The 14901-nt window shown below is 69.8% G+C and carries 17 protein-coding genes; 6 read left to right on the forward strand and 11 right to left on the reverse strand.

The window, feature by feature from the left end; genetic code table 11:
* Nucleotides 1-32: 32 nt before the first annotated feature.
* The 5 genes from ABEA10_RS21625 (at nt 33) to ABEA10_RS21645 (ending at nt 4745) form a co-directional block, all read left to right on the forward strand.
* Nucleotides 33-545 (forward strand): M23 family metallopeptidase, encoded by a 513-nt coding sequence (locus tag ABEA10_RS21625; RefSeq protein ID WP_345466555.1) that lies wholly within the window; start codon nt 33-35, stop codon nt 543-545.
* 88 nt (nt 546-633) lie between these two features.
* Complete coding sequence (locus ABEA10_RS21630) at nt 634-993, forward strand: YraN family protein (RefSeq protein ID WP_345466558.1); 360 nt, start codon at nt 634-636, stop codon at nt 991-993.
* Nucleotides 994-2553, forward strand: coding sequence for a YifB family Mg chelatase-like AAA ATPase (locus ABEA10_RS21635; RefSeq protein ID WP_345466561.1), 1560 nt, complete (start codon nt 994-996; stop codon nt 2551-2553).
* A 172-nt stretch (nt 2554-2725) separates the two neighbouring features.
* A complete protein-coding gene (gene dprA / locus ABEA10_RS21640; protein ID WP_345466563.1) occupies nt 2726-3871 on the forward strand; it encodes a DNA-processing protein DprA in 1146 nt (381 codons plus the stop codon).
* Nucleotides 3872-4178: 307 nt separating this feature from the next.
* Complete coding sequence (locus ABEA10_RS21645) at nt 4179-4745, forward strand: hypothetical protein (RefSeq protein WP_345466567.1); 567 nt, start codon at nt 4179-4181, stop codon at nt 4743-4745.
* A gap of 698 nt (nt 4746-5443) precedes the next feature.
* Here ABEA10_RS21645 and ABEA10_RS21650 read toward each other — a convergent pair.
* From ABEA10_RS21650 to ABEA10_RS21660, 3 genes are read right to left on the reverse strand one after another with little or no spacing between them, the layout of a single operon-like run.
* Nucleotides 5444-5593 (reverse strand): hypothetical protein, encoded by a 150-nt coding sequence (locus ABEA10_RS21650; protein ID WP_345466569.1) that lies wholly within the window; start codon nt 5591-5593, stop codon nt 5444-5446.
* Nucleotides 5594-5648: 55 nt separating this feature from the next.
* Entirely contained in the window at nt 5649-5960 is a 312-nt protein-coding gene (locus ABEA10_RS21655; RefSeq protein ID WP_329256515.1) for a DUF2469 domain-containing protein, read from the reverse strand.
* Nucleotides 5961-5987: 27 nt separating this feature from the next.
* On the reverse strand, nt 5988-6776 hold the full coding sequence (locus ABEA10_RS21660) for a ribonuclease HII (RefSeq protein ID WP_425550945.1): 789 nt from the start codon (nt 6774-6776) through the stop codon (nt 5988-5990).
* A 331-nt stretch (nt 6777-7107) separates the two neighbouring features.
* Here ABEA10_RS21660 and ABEA10_RS21665 point away from each other — a divergent pair, with 331 nt between their 5' ends.
* Nucleotides 7108-7677 (forward strand): hypothetical protein, encoded by a 570-nt coding sequence (locus tag ABEA10_RS21665; protein WP_345466572.1) that lies wholly within the window; start codon nt 7108-7110, stop codon nt 7675-7677.
* A gap of 689 nt (nt 7678-8366) precedes the next feature.
* Here the strand turns inward: ABEA10_RS21665 and lepB are convergent.
* The 8 genes from lepB to ABEA10_RS21705 all read right to left on the reverse strand — a co-directional run bounded on the left by lepB (nt 8367) and on the right by ABEA10_RS21705 (nt 14873).
* The gene (gene lepB / locus ABEA10_RS21670; protein ID WP_345466574.1) at nt 8367-9353 is read right to left on the reverse strand and encodes a signal peptidase I; all 987 of its coding nucleotides are present in this window, start codon (nt 9351-9353) and stop codon (nt 8367-8369) included.
* A gap of 885 nt (nt 9354-10238) precedes the next feature.
* A complete protein-coding gene (rplS, locus tag ABEA10_RS21675; protein WP_329256509.1) occupies nt 10239-10589 on the reverse strand; it encodes a 50S ribosomal protein L19 in 351 nt (116 codons plus the stop codon).
* 105 nt (nt 10590-10694) lie between these two features.
* Nucleotides 10695-11468, reverse strand: a complete 774-nt coding sequence (trmD, locus tag ABEA10_RS21680; protein ID WP_345466577.1) for a tRNA (guanosine(37)-N1)-methyltransferase TrmD — start codon at nt 11466-11468, stop codon at nt 10695-10697.
* 8 nt (nt 11469-11476) lie between these two features.
* Entirely contained in the window at nt 11477-11974 is a 498-nt protein-coding gene (gene rimM, locus ABEA10_RS21685) for a ribosome maturation factor RimM (protein WP_345467380.1), read from the reverse strand.
* Nucleotides 11975-12137: 163 nt separating this feature from the next.
* The gene (locus tag ABEA10_RS21690) at nt 12138-12380 is read right to left on the reverse strand and encodes an RNA-binding protein (RefSeq protein ID WP_285569079.1); all 243 of its coding nucleotides are present in this window, start codon (nt 12378-12380) and stop codon (nt 12138-12140) included.
* A gap of 1 nt (nt 12381) precedes the next feature.
* The gene (rpsP, locus tag ABEA10_RS21695) at nt 12382-12852 is read right to left on the reverse strand and encodes a 30S ribosomal protein S16 (protein WP_345466582.1); all 471 of its coding nucleotides are present in this window, start codon (nt 12850-12852) and stop codon (nt 12382-12384) included.
* 205 nt (nt 12853-13057) lie between these two features.
* Nucleotides 13058-14614, reverse strand: a complete 1557-nt coding sequence (gene ffh, locus ABEA10_RS21700; protein WP_345466586.1) for a signal recognition particle protein — start codon at nt 14612-14614, stop codon at nt 13058-13060.
* Nucleotides 14615-14723: 109 nt separating this feature from the next.
* Nucleotides 14724-14873: a hypothetical protein gene (locus ABEA10_RS21705; RefSeq protein ID WP_329256498.1), complete on the reverse strand. Its 150-nt coding sequence runs from the start codon at nt 14871-14873 to the stop codon at nt 14724-14726.
* Between the last annotated feature and the right edge of the window lie 28 nt (nt 14874-14901).

Below are 14901 nucleotides of genomic sequence, written 5' to 3' on the forward strand. Positions count from 1 at the left end.
GCCGGCCCCGGCCGGACTCAGGCTGTGGTGGCATGACGTGGAGCGGAGTGCTTCTGGTGATCACGACATTGCTGCCCGCCGGTCCCGGCCCGGCCGGCGGCGCGACGGAGTGGCGGTGGCCGCTGCGCCCGGCGCCGCAGGTGTTACGGCCCTACGACCCTCCGGCCCATCCCTGGGAGGCCGGCCATCGAGGCGCCGACCTGGCGGCCCGCCCGGGGCAGGCGGTGTACGCGGCCGGGCCCGGCCGCGTCGGATACGCGCGGGACCTGGCGGGGCGAGGTGTGGTCACCGTGATCCACGGGCGCTTACGCACGACTTACCTGCCCGTACGCGCGACGGTGCGGCCCGGCCGCGTCGTGAAGGCCGGGACGCGCATCGGCGTGGTGGAGGGCGTGCTCGGGCACTGCGGCCAGGTCGCGTGCCTGCACTGGGGGCTGCGGCACGGGCTCTCGTATCTCGACCCGCTGATCCTGGTGGGCCGAGCACCCGTACGCCTTCTGCCCTGGTGGGACGACGACCCCACCGTCGGCATGACACCACCCTGAGCGCCTCTCGCACCGAGTTATCCACAGGTTGCGACACATCTACCACTCAGCGTGGCCATCGGGCAGTTTCGATGCCGGAGGTGAGCACATGCGCGCGAAGGACGTGCTTGGACGGCTCGGAGAGGACGCGGCCGTCCGGCATCTGATGGGGCTCGGCTGGACGATCATCGAGCGCAACTGGCGGTGCCCGGAGGGCGAGCTCGACATCGTGGCCCATGACGGGTCCGGCCTGGTGGTCTGCGAGGTGAAGACGCGCTCACGGGCCGCGCACGGCACTCCGCTCGAGGCGATCACGCCCGCCAAGGCGGGGCGGCTGCGACGCCTCACCATGCGGTGGCTGGCGTCGCACGGCATCAGCCAGGCCGCCGACGTCCGCATCGACGTGATCGGGCTCGTACGCGCGGGGCCCGGGCGGTTCGACATCGACCATCTCAAGGCGGTGTGCTGAATGGCGCTCGCCCGCACGAGAGCCGTCGCCATCCTGGGTGTGGACGGCCAGATCGTCGACGTCGAGGCCGCCATCACCAACGGAGTTCCCGGCCTGCACCTGGTCGGCCTCCCGGACACCGCGCTCAGCGAGGCACGCGACCGGGTGCGGGCGGCCATCTTCAACAGTGGCGAGACGTGGCCCAACCGCCACGTCACCGTCAGCCTCTTCCCGGCCAGCCTGCCCAAGCGCGGCAGCGGGTTCGATCTGGCCATCTCCGTCGCGGTGCTCGGGGCGAACGAAGCCGTGCCCATCGACGCCTGTTCGGGTCTCGTGATGATCGGCGAGCTGGGCCTCGACGGGCGCATCCGGCCCGTGTCCGGCGTTCTGCCCGCCGTCCTGACCGCGGCCGAGAGCGGAGCCGAGACGGTGATCGTGGCGAAGGGCAACGCGGCCGAGGCATCGCTCGTGCCGGACGTGAAGGTGGTCGGCGTGGGTTCGCTGCGTGCCCTGCTGGCGCTGCTGCGCGACCTGCCGCCGCCCGAGGAGCCTGATGAGGAGACCGCCGGCCCGCCGGGCCGCACACCGTCCGGCGGGCCGGCGCGGCGGTTGGCGCCCGACCGTGGCGATCTCGACCTCTCGGACGTCCGCGGGCAGCCGGTCGGTCGCAAGATCCTGGAGATCAGCGCGGCGGGCGGTCACCACGTCTGCTTCACCGGCCCGCCCGGCTGCGGCAAGACGATGCTGGCCGAACGGCTCCCCGCGCTGCTCCCCGACCTCGACCACGGCGCGGCGCTGGAGGTGACGGCGATCCACTCGGTCGCCGGCGCGCTTCCGGCGGACCAGCCTCTGATCACCAGACCGCCGTTCCAGGCGCCGCATCACACGGCGTCGCGAGCGGCCCTGGTCGGCGGCGGCACCGGGCGGCTGATCCGGCCGGGGGCCGCGTCGCTCGCACACCGGGGCATCCTCTTTCTCGACGAGAGCCCGGAGTTCGCCGGCGGCGTCCTCGACGCGTTACGGCAGCCCCTCGAAGGGGGCGAGGTCGTGATCGCCAGGTCGGGGTCGACGGCCCGTTTCCCGGCCCGGTTCACGATGCTCCTGGCCGCGAACCCCTGCCCCTGTGCCGCCCAGAGGACGCGCGACTGCGGCTGCGCCCCTTCCGTGCGACGGCGTTACCTCGCGCGCATGTCCGGGCCGCTGCTCGACCGCGTCGACCTCAAGTCCGAGCTGAAAGAGGTGACGAGGGCCGAGCTCCGCTACGACCTGACTCTCGCCGAGTCCAGCGCGGTGGTGGCCGAGAGGGTGCTCACCGCCCGCGACCGCACGAGAAGACGTCTGGCCGACACACCCTGGCGCACGAACGCGGAGGTCCCCGGCCGCGAACTACGCCGCCGTTTCGCCCCGCCACACGACGCGCTCGCCGCCCTCGACCGCCCCCTGGCCGACGGCCGCCTGAGCGCACGCGGCCTCGACCGCGTGGTCCGCGTCGCCTGGACCCTCGCCGACCTGACCGGCAAGGAGACCCCCACCGCCGACGAGGTCAACGAGGCCCTCGGGCTCTGGGAGGGCCGCACTTGACCACACCGACCATCGCCACCGGACGACACCCGCACCGGCACGCGAAAGACCCCTGATCGTCCGCACCGGACGCTGGTCGTCGGCAGCCGACGAGTGATCTCCTGCGGTGCCCCGCCGCCGGCCGTAAGCCGGTGGCATGTCCGGCCTCCCCCGAAACGAAGGAGAAGAACCGATGATCGTCCCTGCCGAAGAACGGTTGGCGCGGGCGTTGTTGACCGCCGTGGCAGAACCCGGTGATGAGCGCTTAGGGCGCTTGGTCGACTCGGCGGGAGCGGAGGGCGCGCTCGAAGCGATACGGGCCGACGAGACGCCCGGCGGCGACGACGAGACCGAGCTCCGGCGACGGTTCCCCGCCTGGCGAGCCCGGCTGTCCGAGGCCGATCCGCAGCGGCTCCTGACCGTCTGCGAGGAAGGGGGCGGCCGGCTGCTGTGCCCGGGTGATGCCGAGTGGCCGTCCCAGCTCGACGACCTCGGGGCGGCTCGGCCGTACGCCCTGTGGATTCGCGGTGACCAGGATCTGCGGTTCGGATGCCTGCGTTCGGTCGCCGTGGTCGGCGCTCGCGCCGCGTCGCCGTACGGGGTCCACGTCGCCGCCGAGATGGCGGCCGAACTGGCGGACCACGGCTGGACCGTGGTCAGCGGCGGTGCGTACGGGATCGACGCCGCGGCGCATCGTGGTGCGCTCAGCGCCGATGGGACGACGGTGGCGGTGTTCGCCTGTGGAGTGGATGTGGCGTATCCGCACTCGCACTCGGCGCTGTTCGCGGAGATCGCCCAGAGCGGACTGCTGGTGAGCGAGTTCCCGCCCGGAGCGCCGCCGACCCGCCCGCATTTCCTGATCCGGAACAGGGTGATCGCGGCGCTGACCCGCGGCACCGTGGTGGTCGAGGCGGCGCAGCGCAGCGGCGCCATCAGCACCGCCCGCCATGCCCGTGACCTCGCACGTGCGGTGATGGTGGTGCCCGGGCCGGTCACGTCACCGACGTCTGCGGGTTGCCACACGCTTCTGCGCGAATGGGGCGAGGCCGTCTGCGTGACCGACACCGCCGACGTGCTGGACCGGGTCGGGCTCATCGGTGATGACCTGGCACCCGAACGCCGAGGCCCGGTACTCGACCGCGACCGGCTCGGCCCGGCGGCGCGAAATGTCCTCGAAGCACTTCCGGCACGAGGCGGGGCGGGCGCCGCCCGCATAGCGGTGACGGCCGGCGTCGACCTCGACACCGCCCTCACCTGCCTAGGCGCACTCGCCGCAGGCGGATTCATCGAACGCTGCGCCAAGGGCTGGAGGCTACGGCGCGACTCAACCCGATCGTGAGAGGAGAGCCACAGGAATTCCCCCTGGTGTGGACGGCGAAACTCATGCGCCTACTGAGGAAGTTCGGAGGTGCCCCGGCCCATGCCGATGCCGGTATGACTTGGCGAGTTTGGGCACGGCTTTTCCCACGGCCATTCCGGCATGTCGGTTCAAGTACGGCTTCGTTCCGCTCCGAGCGCCGCAACGGAGACGGCCAGACCGAACCCGCTGCCGCGCTTGGACAGCCTGGCCGCACAGAGGCTGACGGTGACGTGGCGGTTGGACCACGTCTCACCACTGTTGGTGTGTTCCCTCTTGCATGTGCGTGTTGATCCTGGTTGAGGGGAGTACAGCTTTGGTGGCTTGGCGGGTGTTCTGGGTGCCGCGGGGTGCGGCCAGGGGCGGTCTACACGCGGGGTTGCTGGAGGGCTGGGAGGACCTGGCGGCGCGTGAGGACCAGGTAGGTGTCCTGGCCGGCGATCCGGTTTCCTTGTCGCCGGATTATCGGGTGGATGTTCACCTGGCCGCCTACGGCCGGTCGACGGGACGGAACGGTTTTCGGTCTACAACGGCGGAGACGAAACGCAATTACGCGACGGATGTCTGTCTACTGCTGACGTTCTTGTGGCGGCGTGCCCGCGGCTGGCTGGAGACGACGCGGGATTTGGAGGACTTCGAGCACTGGCGGCGGTTCGCGGATGCGAATCCGGAGCGGATCGGTGGATCGAAGTCGGATCGAGAGGCGGCCGCGTTCACGAGCCTGTTCCGGTGGGCTGAGCGGAACAAGCTCATCGAGCAGAACCCGGTGGTGATGAAGGAGGTCGTCGGTCGGTATGGGGAGGTGCTGCAGGTGCGGGCGGCAGGACGGGCGAAGGACGCCCGGCCGAGCAAGTGACGCCCCGCACCGAGCCGCCCGCCGGCTGACCACATCGTTCCCGATCTTGCCCCTCACCGGAGCTTCACGTCTGGGCCGTCGGCTGCTGCCGCGGATGAAGAACATTTCGCCCCAAAAGCTCCCCCTGGCCGACGCCGACGACGCCGTCCCGGCCGTCCGGAGGGCATGGTGACCCACTCGGCAAAGCGGCCAAGAGCATCTTCGTCGCGGATACCTGGCGGCTGAGGACACGTTCGGGAGCGGAGGGCCGACACGGTGCCGCCCGCGTGAGGGCTTCCGCGAGGGTTCCCTGGCCAAACCGGCCTGTTGGTCATCTACCTCCGCACGTTTAGGAGTACGCCGACACGACGTCAAGAACGCTCACGGTCCGCCGCCGGCGGCAACGCCTTACCGACAGGCCAACTTGCGCGCCGCAATGGGGCGAGGCACCGATTCATCCAGCCTTTGCTGTCATCGGCCGGGGGACTCGGCGCCATCAACTGGCTGGTCGGCGCCATCGAGGCCCGCCCCACACCCCATTGTGAAGGAGCTGCCTACCAGGTGCCTTCGGGGTCCATGTCGACGTTTTCGTGCCCGCTGGGTGACCGCGTCGATCCCTACCTTGCCCCTCGCCGGAGCTTCGGGAGTCCTGGGCCAGTCGGATGACTCCGTTTCCCAAGCTCGGTCGGTGGTCACGGCCTGCTTCAGCACTGGTCGGCTCAGGTCGCCGCGTCCTGGGATTGTCGTTCCAGGACACGGATATGCCGGTAGGCCATCAGCAACGGGACTATGCCGGCCACACCGAACGACAGGTCGACCGGTGTCCAGAACGTGGGGATGAAGCGCAGCGGACCGCTGATCAGCGCCATCGGGATCACCATGATTCGGGCCGTTGGTTTCGCGTGGTGATGCGCTAGGCCGGTGTCAGCTTTCGGGGAGCTCCAGGTCGCTCTTGGCGAGTTCTTCGACGTTGACGTCCTTGAAGGTGACCACACGCACGCTCTTCACGAAGCGGGCGGGGCGGTACATGTCCCAGACCCAGGCGTCCTGCATCGTGACCTCGAAGAAGACCTCTCCGTTGTCCGTGCTGCGCACCTGTAGGTCGACCGTGTTGGTCAGGTAGAACCGGCGCTCGGTCTCCACCACGTACGCGAACAGGCCGACGACGTCGCGGTACTCGCGATAGAGCTGGAGCTCCATCTCGGTCTCGTATTTCTCGAGATCCTCTGCGCTCATGGCCGTTCCCCTCCCCGTACTACCGGCTCAGGCGACATCCGCCCGGCCGGCGGTGCCTTCGTACTCTGACGCATCCCAGTCGGCTTCCCCGGTTGCCGGAGCATCCTCTTCCTCCGCCGAGCCCGCGACCACGCAAGTCTCTTCGATCTCCCCGTTTGCCGCGCGGGCCACGTTGATGAAAGAACGCCGGTGCTCGGGACACGGACCATGCTCTAGAAGCGCCGCCGTATGTGCTCGTGTCACATAACCCTTGTGCACGGCGAAACCATACTCCGGGTACTGCTCGTGCAGGTCGATCATGATCCGGTCTCGTGTCACCTTCGCCACGATCGAGGCGGCGGCTACGCATGCGGCCACCCGGTCGCCCTTGGGCACCGGAAGGCCGGGCGCCACCAGGCCGGGTACCCGGAAGCCGTCGGTGAGGACATAGCCCGGCATCAGGTTCAGGCCCGCCAGCGCCCTGCGCATCCCGGCGATGTTGCACCGGTGAAGGCCGACCCGGTCGATCTCCTCGCGAGAGATCACCAGCGCGCACCACGCCGGTGCCGTCTTGGTGATCTCCGCGTAGAGGCGCTCTCGGCGGGCGGCGGTGAGCAGCTTGGAGTCCGCCAGTCCCTCGAGACGTCCTCGGCGGCTCGGCGGCAGCACGACCGCGGCGACCACGAGCGGTCCCGCACACGCTCCCCGCCCCGCCTCATCGACCCCTGCGACGGGACCGAGCCCGGCGCGTTCGAGCACCCGCTCGTAGGCGTACAGCCCGGCGTCACGCCGAGGAGTGAGACCACGGGGGCGGTGAGCCCGGACATCGATGTGCACATGACGCAGGGTACGTCGCCAACGGCCGAGCCCGCGCTCGAACACCGGCAGGACAGGGCACCCGAGGCCGAGATCGCCCAGGTGACAAGGGCTGATCGCCCTCCCTGCGCGCTGGAAAGGCCTGCCATATCCTTTTCGGGCAAGGCGCAGAGGGAAGTGATCCGCTGTTCGAGCTGCGGTCATACCTCGATTGAGCGGCAGCACTGGCACCATAACCACCAAGCGTTCTTTTCCGCCCCATAGAGGCAGGAAACAACCTTCCGGCGCGTAAAAAGACCAGGACCGGCCACGTCGCCCATGCCGCCGACCTCAGGCAAAACATCCAGGGGGGATGCTCCTCGCCGTCGGGCCGGTGGCCGTGGCGGCCAGCATGTTCCCCGCCGCGATCCGCCGGGCCTCCGCCCGGCCCGCCCAAGAGCCCGCCCTCGAACCCGCCCTCGGATCCACCGCCACCCCGGGCGACGACGGCCCGGCGATGGCCGGTGCACGGCTCCTGCACCGCGTCTGCCACGTGTACGCCGTCGCCGGCGTCGCCGTACCGGTGTTCGGCTTCGCCACCGCCGGCGCCATGCACGTCACGGGCGACGCGTGGGTGATCGTCTCCATCGTCCTCACGGCGCTCGCGGCCGCCTTCGCTCAGAACGCCGTACCGTGCCGGCCGTCCCTAGCCCGGGCCACCACGAGGCGACCGAGCCGCCAGCCCAGCGGAGAAAGCTCGGACATGGGCGACCGGCGCACCCGGATGGCCGACACCAACGACACGCGACTGTGGTGCTGCACTGACCACGGTAACGGCGCCACAGAATGGATGTCTTGCCCCCAACCGGCGACAGCACGGCCATCCGGCCGAGGTCGGCAGCCACTGCGGCGATTCCGACGCGCCGGTTCAGGTGAGACCTGATCCGTGGCGATCGCGATGCGCCGGCTCGAGCATGGCTTGATCTGTGGCGCTGATGTGCCGGTCCAGGCGCGACCCGATCCATGACGATCGCGACGCGCAAGCCCGGGCACGGCTTGGTCCGCGACGATACTGACGCACCGACCCACGCGTAACCCGACCCATGATGACCGCGACGTGCCAACCCGGGCACGGCTTGATCTGCGGCGTTTCCGACGCGCCGGCCGGGCGGTGGCTTTGTCCGTGGCGATCTCGACGTGCGGCTCAGGTGTGCCGGTCCGGGCGTGTTGGTTTCGCTGAGGAGTCGGCAAGCAAGGGCAAGGCTTGCGGCGGCCGGGGCCTCGGTGGCTCCGTCAGGGCGGGCGGGGACTGGTCGAAGCCGCGCTGGTGCTCGTCGGCGGCGTTCTGTTGCGAACGCCCGGCATCCTCACCCGGCTCGCCGGGGTCGGATCTGGCGCCGGGCACCGGCGCGCCGCTCATGTGTGGTCGGCGCGGCAGTCGCCCGGCCGGTGTTCCAAGCCGCACCCGGCATCCCCAGGGAGGAAGCGGCGTCTCAACCATCAGGGCAGATCGGCGTCGGCGCAGGCTCGGCTCGCTCGGCGGCGGGACCGGCGATGCGGGCCACGACGCCTGCGCTGTGAGGGCCTGTGCGCCGCGTCCACCGCCTCAGCGAGGAAGCATGGCGCGGGTGGTCAGCGGGAGCGGCGAGCGCGGATGCGGCGGCGTAGGAGCGTGACCGGTACGGCGCCGATCAGGCCGAGCGCGAGCGGGGCCTCCGGCAAGGCGCCGTTCACCAGCGCCAGCCCCGGGGCGTCGAAGGTCTTCGGGATCGACAGCGTCGTGAGCCGGGACAGCGGCCAGACGATGACGAAGGCTCGGCCGATCACGCGGCTCTCCGGGACCGTGCCGCCGCCCGGGTCGCCGATGTGGCCGCGCGAGTCGTACGACACCTCGCGGTGGTCGCCCATCACCCACAGGTGGCCCGCCGGCACGGTGATGTTGAACTTGCTGTCCGACGGCCGGTTCTGCTCGCCGGTCTGCGGGTCGGTGTAGATGTAGGACGTCTCGACGAGCGGATGGCCGTTGACGGTCACGCGGCCCTGGGCGTCGCAGCAAGCCACGTGGTCGCCCGGAACACCGATGACGCGCTTGATGTAGTCCTTCTCCCCCGGCACGACCCCGAACGCGCTGCCGATCGCGTGAAGCACCTTCGACACCGGGTTCTTCGGCTGGGAGTACTGGACCTCCGGGTCCCAGGAGTCGAGTCCGTTGAAGACGACGACGTCACCGCGCTTGATGTCGCGCGTGTGATAGACGATCTTGTTGACCAGGACGCGGTCGCCGACCTTGAGGGTGTTCTCCATCGACTGGGACGGAATGTAGAACGCCTGCACGGCGAAGGCCTTGATGACCATCGCGAGTGCGAGCGCCACACCGACCAGGATGGGGAGCTCTTTCCAGAACGACCCCTGCTTCTTCTTACGCCCCTTCTGTTCCGACTCCTCGTCACCTGGACGCTTGGAGTCGCTCTCGTCTCCGACCAGGGCCGCATTGTCGGACGGACCGTTCGGCTCGTGCCCGTCGCCCCTCACGCCGTCCCGAGAGTTCCCGGATATGTCGTGGCGCGTTTCACCGGAAGTGGGCGCGGGCTCGCGCAGGCCCTGCTCGTCGTCACTCATCATTGGGAAGCCTAATGCCCTAAGGCCGCACGGGAGGTCATCGGCCGCGTGTCGTCTCCGGCAAGGGCGCCGGAGTCATCCGAATAGAGAACTTCGCCCCGGAACGCCATTGCGCCGTCCAGGACCATTCGCAGTGCCCGTTGTACCCGTAAGGCCCCCTCGGCTCAACTTGACCTTGCCGAGACTTGACTTTCCGGCCCCCGGCGACGGCCGAAAGAGGACGGCCTCGCGGCCTCATCAGCCCCCGGTCCCGGGCTCGCGTCGCGACATCGATGGCCGGAAGCGGCAACCGGCCTCCAGCCCGCGCCGCGCGGTCAGGTACGAGGTCGCCGCCCGGGCCAGAACATCGGCACGACCCGCGCCGGACCGCCACGACCTGAGCCACATCGAGATCCTGCCCGCGAGAGGCGGGTCGCATCCCCTCGTACGACAAGAGACCGGGAAGCGACCGCTGTACGACGCCCAGCCGCCGCACGGAACGCGACCGCGGTACGGCGAACGGCCTACCAGGCCGGGCCCACCAGCCGAACACGCCCGACCCGAGCGCCAGAACCTGGAGCACATCGACGGCCGGAACGCGCGAAACAGGCCGCCTCCCCCATCGGCGGAACGACCGCCGTAGGAGAGCTGGCCGTACGGAACACGACCGCCATACCGCCAGCGGCCAGGACCAACGAGCTCCAGCCGACCAGGGCAGTGGATCCGGGGGCCGCAGCTCTCAAGGCACGGAAGTCCGGGCGTCGTCCAGGGACACGTCCCGGAGGCGGGCGGCCGACCGTACGCGAACACGCCCGATCCGTTGCCGGCTCCGAAAGCACCGATCCTCCCGAACGCCGGCCGTTTCCGGTGGAGCGGTTCGGGAGGAGGGCTTCGCCGGAGGCGCGGTCAGTTCTCGCGCTTCTCCTTGATGCGCGCGGCCTTGCCGCGGAGGTCGCGGAGGTAGTAGAGCTTGGCGCGGCGGACGTCACCGCGGGTGACGACCTCGATCTTGTCGATCGACGGGCTGTTGAGCGGGAACGTGCGCTCCACGCCCACGCTGTAGCTCACCTTGCGGACGGTGAACGTCTCGCGGGCGCCGCCGCCCTGGCGCCGGATCACGACGCCCTGGAAGACCTGGATACGGCTGCGGCTTCCCTCGGTCACGCGCACGTGAACCTTGAGCGTGTCACCCGGACGGAAGTCCGGTACGTCCGACCGCTTCGCGGCGTTCTCGATCTCCTGGATCAGGGTGTGCATGACTGAGGTTCCTCGTGTTGGACACGCGCGCGGCACACAGCGCCGCAACGCGATGGGGTCTTCTGGGAAGTCTGGGCGCGCCCAGCGTGAGGCCGGGCCGACACTTCAGTGTGCCATATGTTCGCCGTCGATCGGAAAACCGGCCTCCGCCAGGGTACGCCGATCGACGTCGTCCAGGGTATTGCGAGCGATCAATTCGGGTCTCGTGGCGGCCGTACGGCGCAGGGCCTGGTCGCGTCGCCACCGGGCGATCGCGCCGTGGTTGCCCGACATCAGCACGGGCGGCACCGCGCGTCCGCGCCAGGTCGGGGGCTTGGTGTACACCGGGCCCTCCAGCAGCGCCGCCATCCGGCCCGGCGCGAACGAGTCGTCGCTCACCGAGTCGGCGTTGCCCAGCACGCCCGGCAGGAGCCGGGTCACCGCCTCGACGATGACGAGCACGGCCGACTCGCCTCCCGCGAGGACGTAGTCGCCGATGCTCACCTCATCGACCGGCATCCGCGACCGTGCGTCCTCGATCACCCTCGCGTCGATGCCCTCATAGCGTCCGCACGCGAACACCAGCCACGGCTCCCCCGCGTACGCGACGGCCGTCTCCTGGGTGAACGGGCGTCCGCTCGGCGTGGGCACGACCAGCCGCGGCGCCGCCCCGGAAGGGGCGATCGCGTCAAGGGCCTCGCCCCACGGCTCGGGTTTCATCACCATGCCGGGGCCGCCGCCGTACGGGGTGTCGTCCACCGTACGGTGCCGGTCGTGGGCCCAGCCGCGCAGGTCGTGAACGTGGACGTCGACATCGCCGCGCTGCCGCGCCTTGCCCAGCAGCGAGACGCCGAGCGGCGCGAAGTAGTCGGGAAAGATCGTGATGATGTCGAGGCGCATGGGGGTCTCTACTCGAGCAGACCGGGCGGCGGGTCGAGGACCACGCGGCCGGCGGGGAGGTCGACGGTCGGGACGATCGCGCCGACGAACGGCACCAGCGCCTCGTCGCCGCTCGGGCGGCGCAGGACCAGCAGGTCCTGACCGTAGTGTTCGACGTCCACGATCTCACCGAGCTCGGTGCCGTCCGTGGCCACCGCGGCCAGCCCGATCAGCTCGTGGTCGTGGAACTCCTCCGGATCGTCACTCGGCGGGATCTCGGCGGAGTCGACGAGCAGCAGCAGGCCGCGGAGTGTCTCCGCGGCCGTGCGGTCCTCGATACCGGCGAACCGCACCAGCAGGCGCCCGGCGTGCGTACGGACCGTCTCCACCGTGAGCGTGCCCGCGTTCTCGGTGCCGAGCGAGGCGCCCGGGGCGAACCGCTCGGCCGGCTCGTCGGTGCGCACGTCGACGCTGACCTCGCCACGGACTCCGTGCGCGCGGCCGATACGACCGACGGCGAGCAGCATCAGGCCCCGCCTCGTACGCATCCGGGCGGCACCTCACGGAGCAACGCCGAGATCCCCGGCGGCATGGTGCCGACCGGGGATCGCACGGGCGTGGATCCGTCACCGGGCCGAAGCGTCGGCGGCCCGGACGCCGTGGCGCGGGCCGGGGATCCGGAGGACACCGTCAGCGCGCCTCGTTGAGGTCGAGCAGGTCGACGCGGACGTACCGTCCTCCGGCGATGGCGCTCATGACGGTGCGCAGGGCCTTGGCCGTACGGCCGTTGCGCCCGATGACCTTGCCGAGGTCGTCGGGGTGCACGCGCACTTCCAGGACTCTGCCGTTGCGGAGCCGACGTGCCCGCACCCGAACCTCGTCCGGATGCTCGACGATGCCGCGCACCAGGTGTTCGAGCGCCTCCTCGAGCACGCTACGCCTCGCTCTTGGCTTCGGCGGCGTCCTCGGCCGGCTTCTCCTCCGCCTTCGCCTCGTCCTTCTTGGCCTTCTTCGGCGCGGCCTTCTTGGACTTCGGCTGGGTCGCCTTGCCCTCGGGCTCGTCCGCGGTCTCCCTGAGGGCGGCGGCGAAGACCTCGGCCTTGTCGGGCTTCGGCTCGGCGACCTTCAGCGTGCCCTCGGCACCCGGCTCGCCCTTGAACTTCTGCCAGTCGCCGGTGACCTTGAGGATCGCGAGGACGGGCTCGGTGGGCTGGGCGCCGACGCCCAGCCAGTACTGCACCCGCTCGGAGTTGACCTCGATGAGCGAGGGCTCCTCCTTCGGGTGGTACTTGCCGACCTCCTCGATGGCGCGGCCATCACGCTTGGTGCGGGAGTCGGCAACGACGATCCGGTAGTACGGTGCCCGGATCTTCCCCAGACGCTTGAGCTTGATCTTGACTGCCACGGGTGTGGTGTTCTCCAGATTCGAAATGGATGAGCGGACGGACGCCGGGTGGGGACCTGCGCTGCCACTCGGAAGGACACGGCTCGCCTGGGGTTGAGAGAGGGTCCCCTGCTGACCGCGGTTCCAGCTTGCCATTCTGCCAGACGATCGCGGTGAAGTCGTAACCGATCAAGGTCGCTGCACCCGCGCCATCGGCGGAATTGGGTTAATTCTTGTTCTTCGGATCCTGCAGCTTGGACAGATCCGGCATCTGGAAGCCCTGGGGCAGCTGTCCCGGCAGGCCGCCGCCCAGGCCGGGTGGCAGGCCCTTGGGCAGGGCGTCCTGCTTGCCGCCGCCCTTTCCGGCCGCGTCCTGGGCGCGCTTGCGCGGGTCACCGCTGCGCTGCCGGCCCTTCTTGTTCTTCTTGTTACCGGACTTGACCGCCTTGCGGCGCGTGCCCGGCATGCCGGGAATGCCCATCCCGCCGGCCATCTGGCGCATCATCTTCTGAGCATCGAAGAAGCGGGTGACGAGGTTGTTGACCTCGGTCACGGTGACGCCGGAGCCCTTCGCGATACGCGCGCGCCGCGAGCCGTTGATGATCTTCGGGTTGCGCCGTTCATCGGGCGTCATCGAGTTGATGATGCCGCCCACCCGGTCGAGATCACGGTCGTCGATCTCGTCGATCTGCTGCCGCATCTGCCCCATTCCGGGCATCATTCCGAGCAGGTTCTTGATCGGCCCGAGCTTGCGGATCATCTGCATCTGCTCGAGGAAGTCCTCCAGGCTGAAGTCCTCACCCGAGGCGAACTTCGAGGTCATCTTCTCGGCCTGCTCGGCGTCGAACGCCTTTTCGGCCTGCTCGATCAGGGTGAGGATGTCACCCATGTCGAGGATCCGCCCGGCCATCCGGTCGGGGTGGAAGACGTCGAAGTCCTCCAGCTTCTCACCGGTCGAGGCGAACATGATCGGCTGACCGGTGATGTGGCGGACCGAAAGCGCGGCGCCACCGCGCGCGTCGCCGTCGAGCTTGGTGAGCACGACGCCGTCGAAGCCGACACCGTCGACGAACGCCTGAGCCGTCGTGACCGCGTCCTGGCCGATCATCGCGTCGACGACGAAGAGGATCTCGTCGGGCTTCACCGCGTCGCGGATGTCGGCGGCCTGGCGCATCATCTCCTCGTCGATGCCCAGCCGCCCGGCCGTGTCGATGATGACCACGTCGTGCTGCGCGTGCCGCGCGTGCTCGATCGAACGCCGGGACACCTCGACCGGGTCGCCGACGCCGTTGCCCGGCTCGGGGGCGTACACCGGCGTGCCGGCGCGCTCGCCGAGCACCTGCAGCTGCTGCACGGCGTTGGGCCGCTGGAGGTCGGCGGCGACGAGCAGCGGCGCGTGCCCCTCGTTCTTCAGCCAGCGTGACAGCTTGCCCGCCAGCGTCGTCTTACCCGAGCCCTGCAGACCCGCCAGCATGATCACGGTCGGCGGCGTCTTGGCGAACCGCACCCGCCGCGTCTCGCCGCCGAGGATCTTGATCAGCTCATCGTTGACGATCTTGACGACCTGCTGGGCGGGGTTCAGCGCCTGGGACACCTCCGCGCCACGGGCCCGCTCTTTGACCTGCGCGATGAAGTCCTTGACGACGGGCAGCGCCACGTCGGCCTCGAGCAACGCGATGCGGATCTCGCGCGCCGTGGCGTTGATGTCCGCTTCGGACAGCTTGCCCTTGCTGCGCAGTGAGGAGAAGACCGTAGTCAGCCGGTCGGAAAGCGTCTCGAACACGTGTCTGGCCAGTCCTAGGAAGCTTTGGGGATCGACGTACCACACTATCCGTTCGGCAGGCCTTGGGTATGACGCTCGGCCCGCGGCTCCCCGCCGCACCCCTCACGTCTCAGCGAAGACCGTCGTAGCGCAGCAGCCGCGGCCGCAACGCTCCGCAGGCACAGCGGGTGTAGACCAGCACGCCCTCCGAGGTGAAGTGACGCGAGACGACGGTGTACGGGGGTTCCTGCGGGCTGCCGCATCGGTGGCACCGGTTCATGGCTGTCAGTGTCGGCCGCGCCTACAGT

It is taken from the genome of Actinoallomurus oryzae (genome assembly GCF_039541955.1).
In the GTDB taxonomy this organism is placed as follows: domain Bacteria; phylum Actinomycetota; class Actinomycetes; order Streptosporangiales; family Streptosporangiaceae; genus Actinoallomurus; species Actinoallomurus oryzae.

Excerpts from the sequence above, each read along its gene's own strand:
- rplS (WP_329256509.1), bottom strand. The coding sequence starts at position 10,589 with ATGCACACCCTGATCCAGGAGATCGAGAACGCCGCGAAGCGGTCGGAC.
- ABEA10_RS21650 (WP_345466569.1), bottom strand. The coding sequence starts at position 5,593 with ATGGCGCTGATCAGCGGTCCGCTGCGCTTCATCCCCACGTTCTGGACA.
- trmD (WP_345466577.1), bottom strand. The coding sequence starts at position 11,468 with ATGCGCCTCGACATCATCACGATCTTTCCCGACTACTTCGCGCCGCTC.
- rimM (WP_345467380.1), bottom strand. The coding sequence starts at position 11,974 with ATGCTGCTCGCCGTCGGTCGTATCGGCCGCGCGCACGGAGTCCGTGGC.
- ABEA10_RS21705 (WP_329256498.1), bottom strand. The coding sequence starts at position 14,873 with ATGAACCGGTGCCACCGATGCGGCAGCCCGCAGGAACCCCCGTACACC.
- ABEA10_RS21655 (WP_329256515.1), bottom strand. The coding sequence starts at position 5,960 with ATGAGCGCAGAGGATCTCGAGAAATACGAGACCGAGATGGAGCTCCAG.
- lepB (WP_345466574.1), bottom strand. The coding sequence starts at position 9,353 with ATGAGTGACGACGAGCAGGGCCTGCGCGAGCCCGCGCCCACTTCCGGT.
- ABEA10_RS21625 (WP_345466555.1), top strand. The coding sequence starts at position 33 with ATGACGTGGAGCGGAGTGCTTCTGGTGATCACGACATTGCTGCCCGCC.
- ABEA10_RS21665 (WP_345466572.1), top strand. The coding sequence starts at position 7,108 with ATGCTCCTCGCCGTCGGGCCGGTGGCCGTGGCGGCCAGCATGTTCCCC.
- ABEA10_RS21630 (WP_345466558.1), top strand. The coding sequence starts at position 634 with ATGCGCGCGAAGGACGTGCTTGGACGGCTCGGAGAGGACGCGGCCGTC.
- ABEA10_RS21635 (WP_345466561.1), top strand. The coding sequence starts at position 994 with ATGGCGCTCGCCCGCACGAGAGCCGTCGCCATCCTGGGTGTGGACGGC.
- dprA (WP_345466563.1), top strand. The coding sequence starts at position 2,726 with ATGATCGTCCCTGCCGAAGAACGGTTGGCGCGGGCGTTGTTGACCGCC.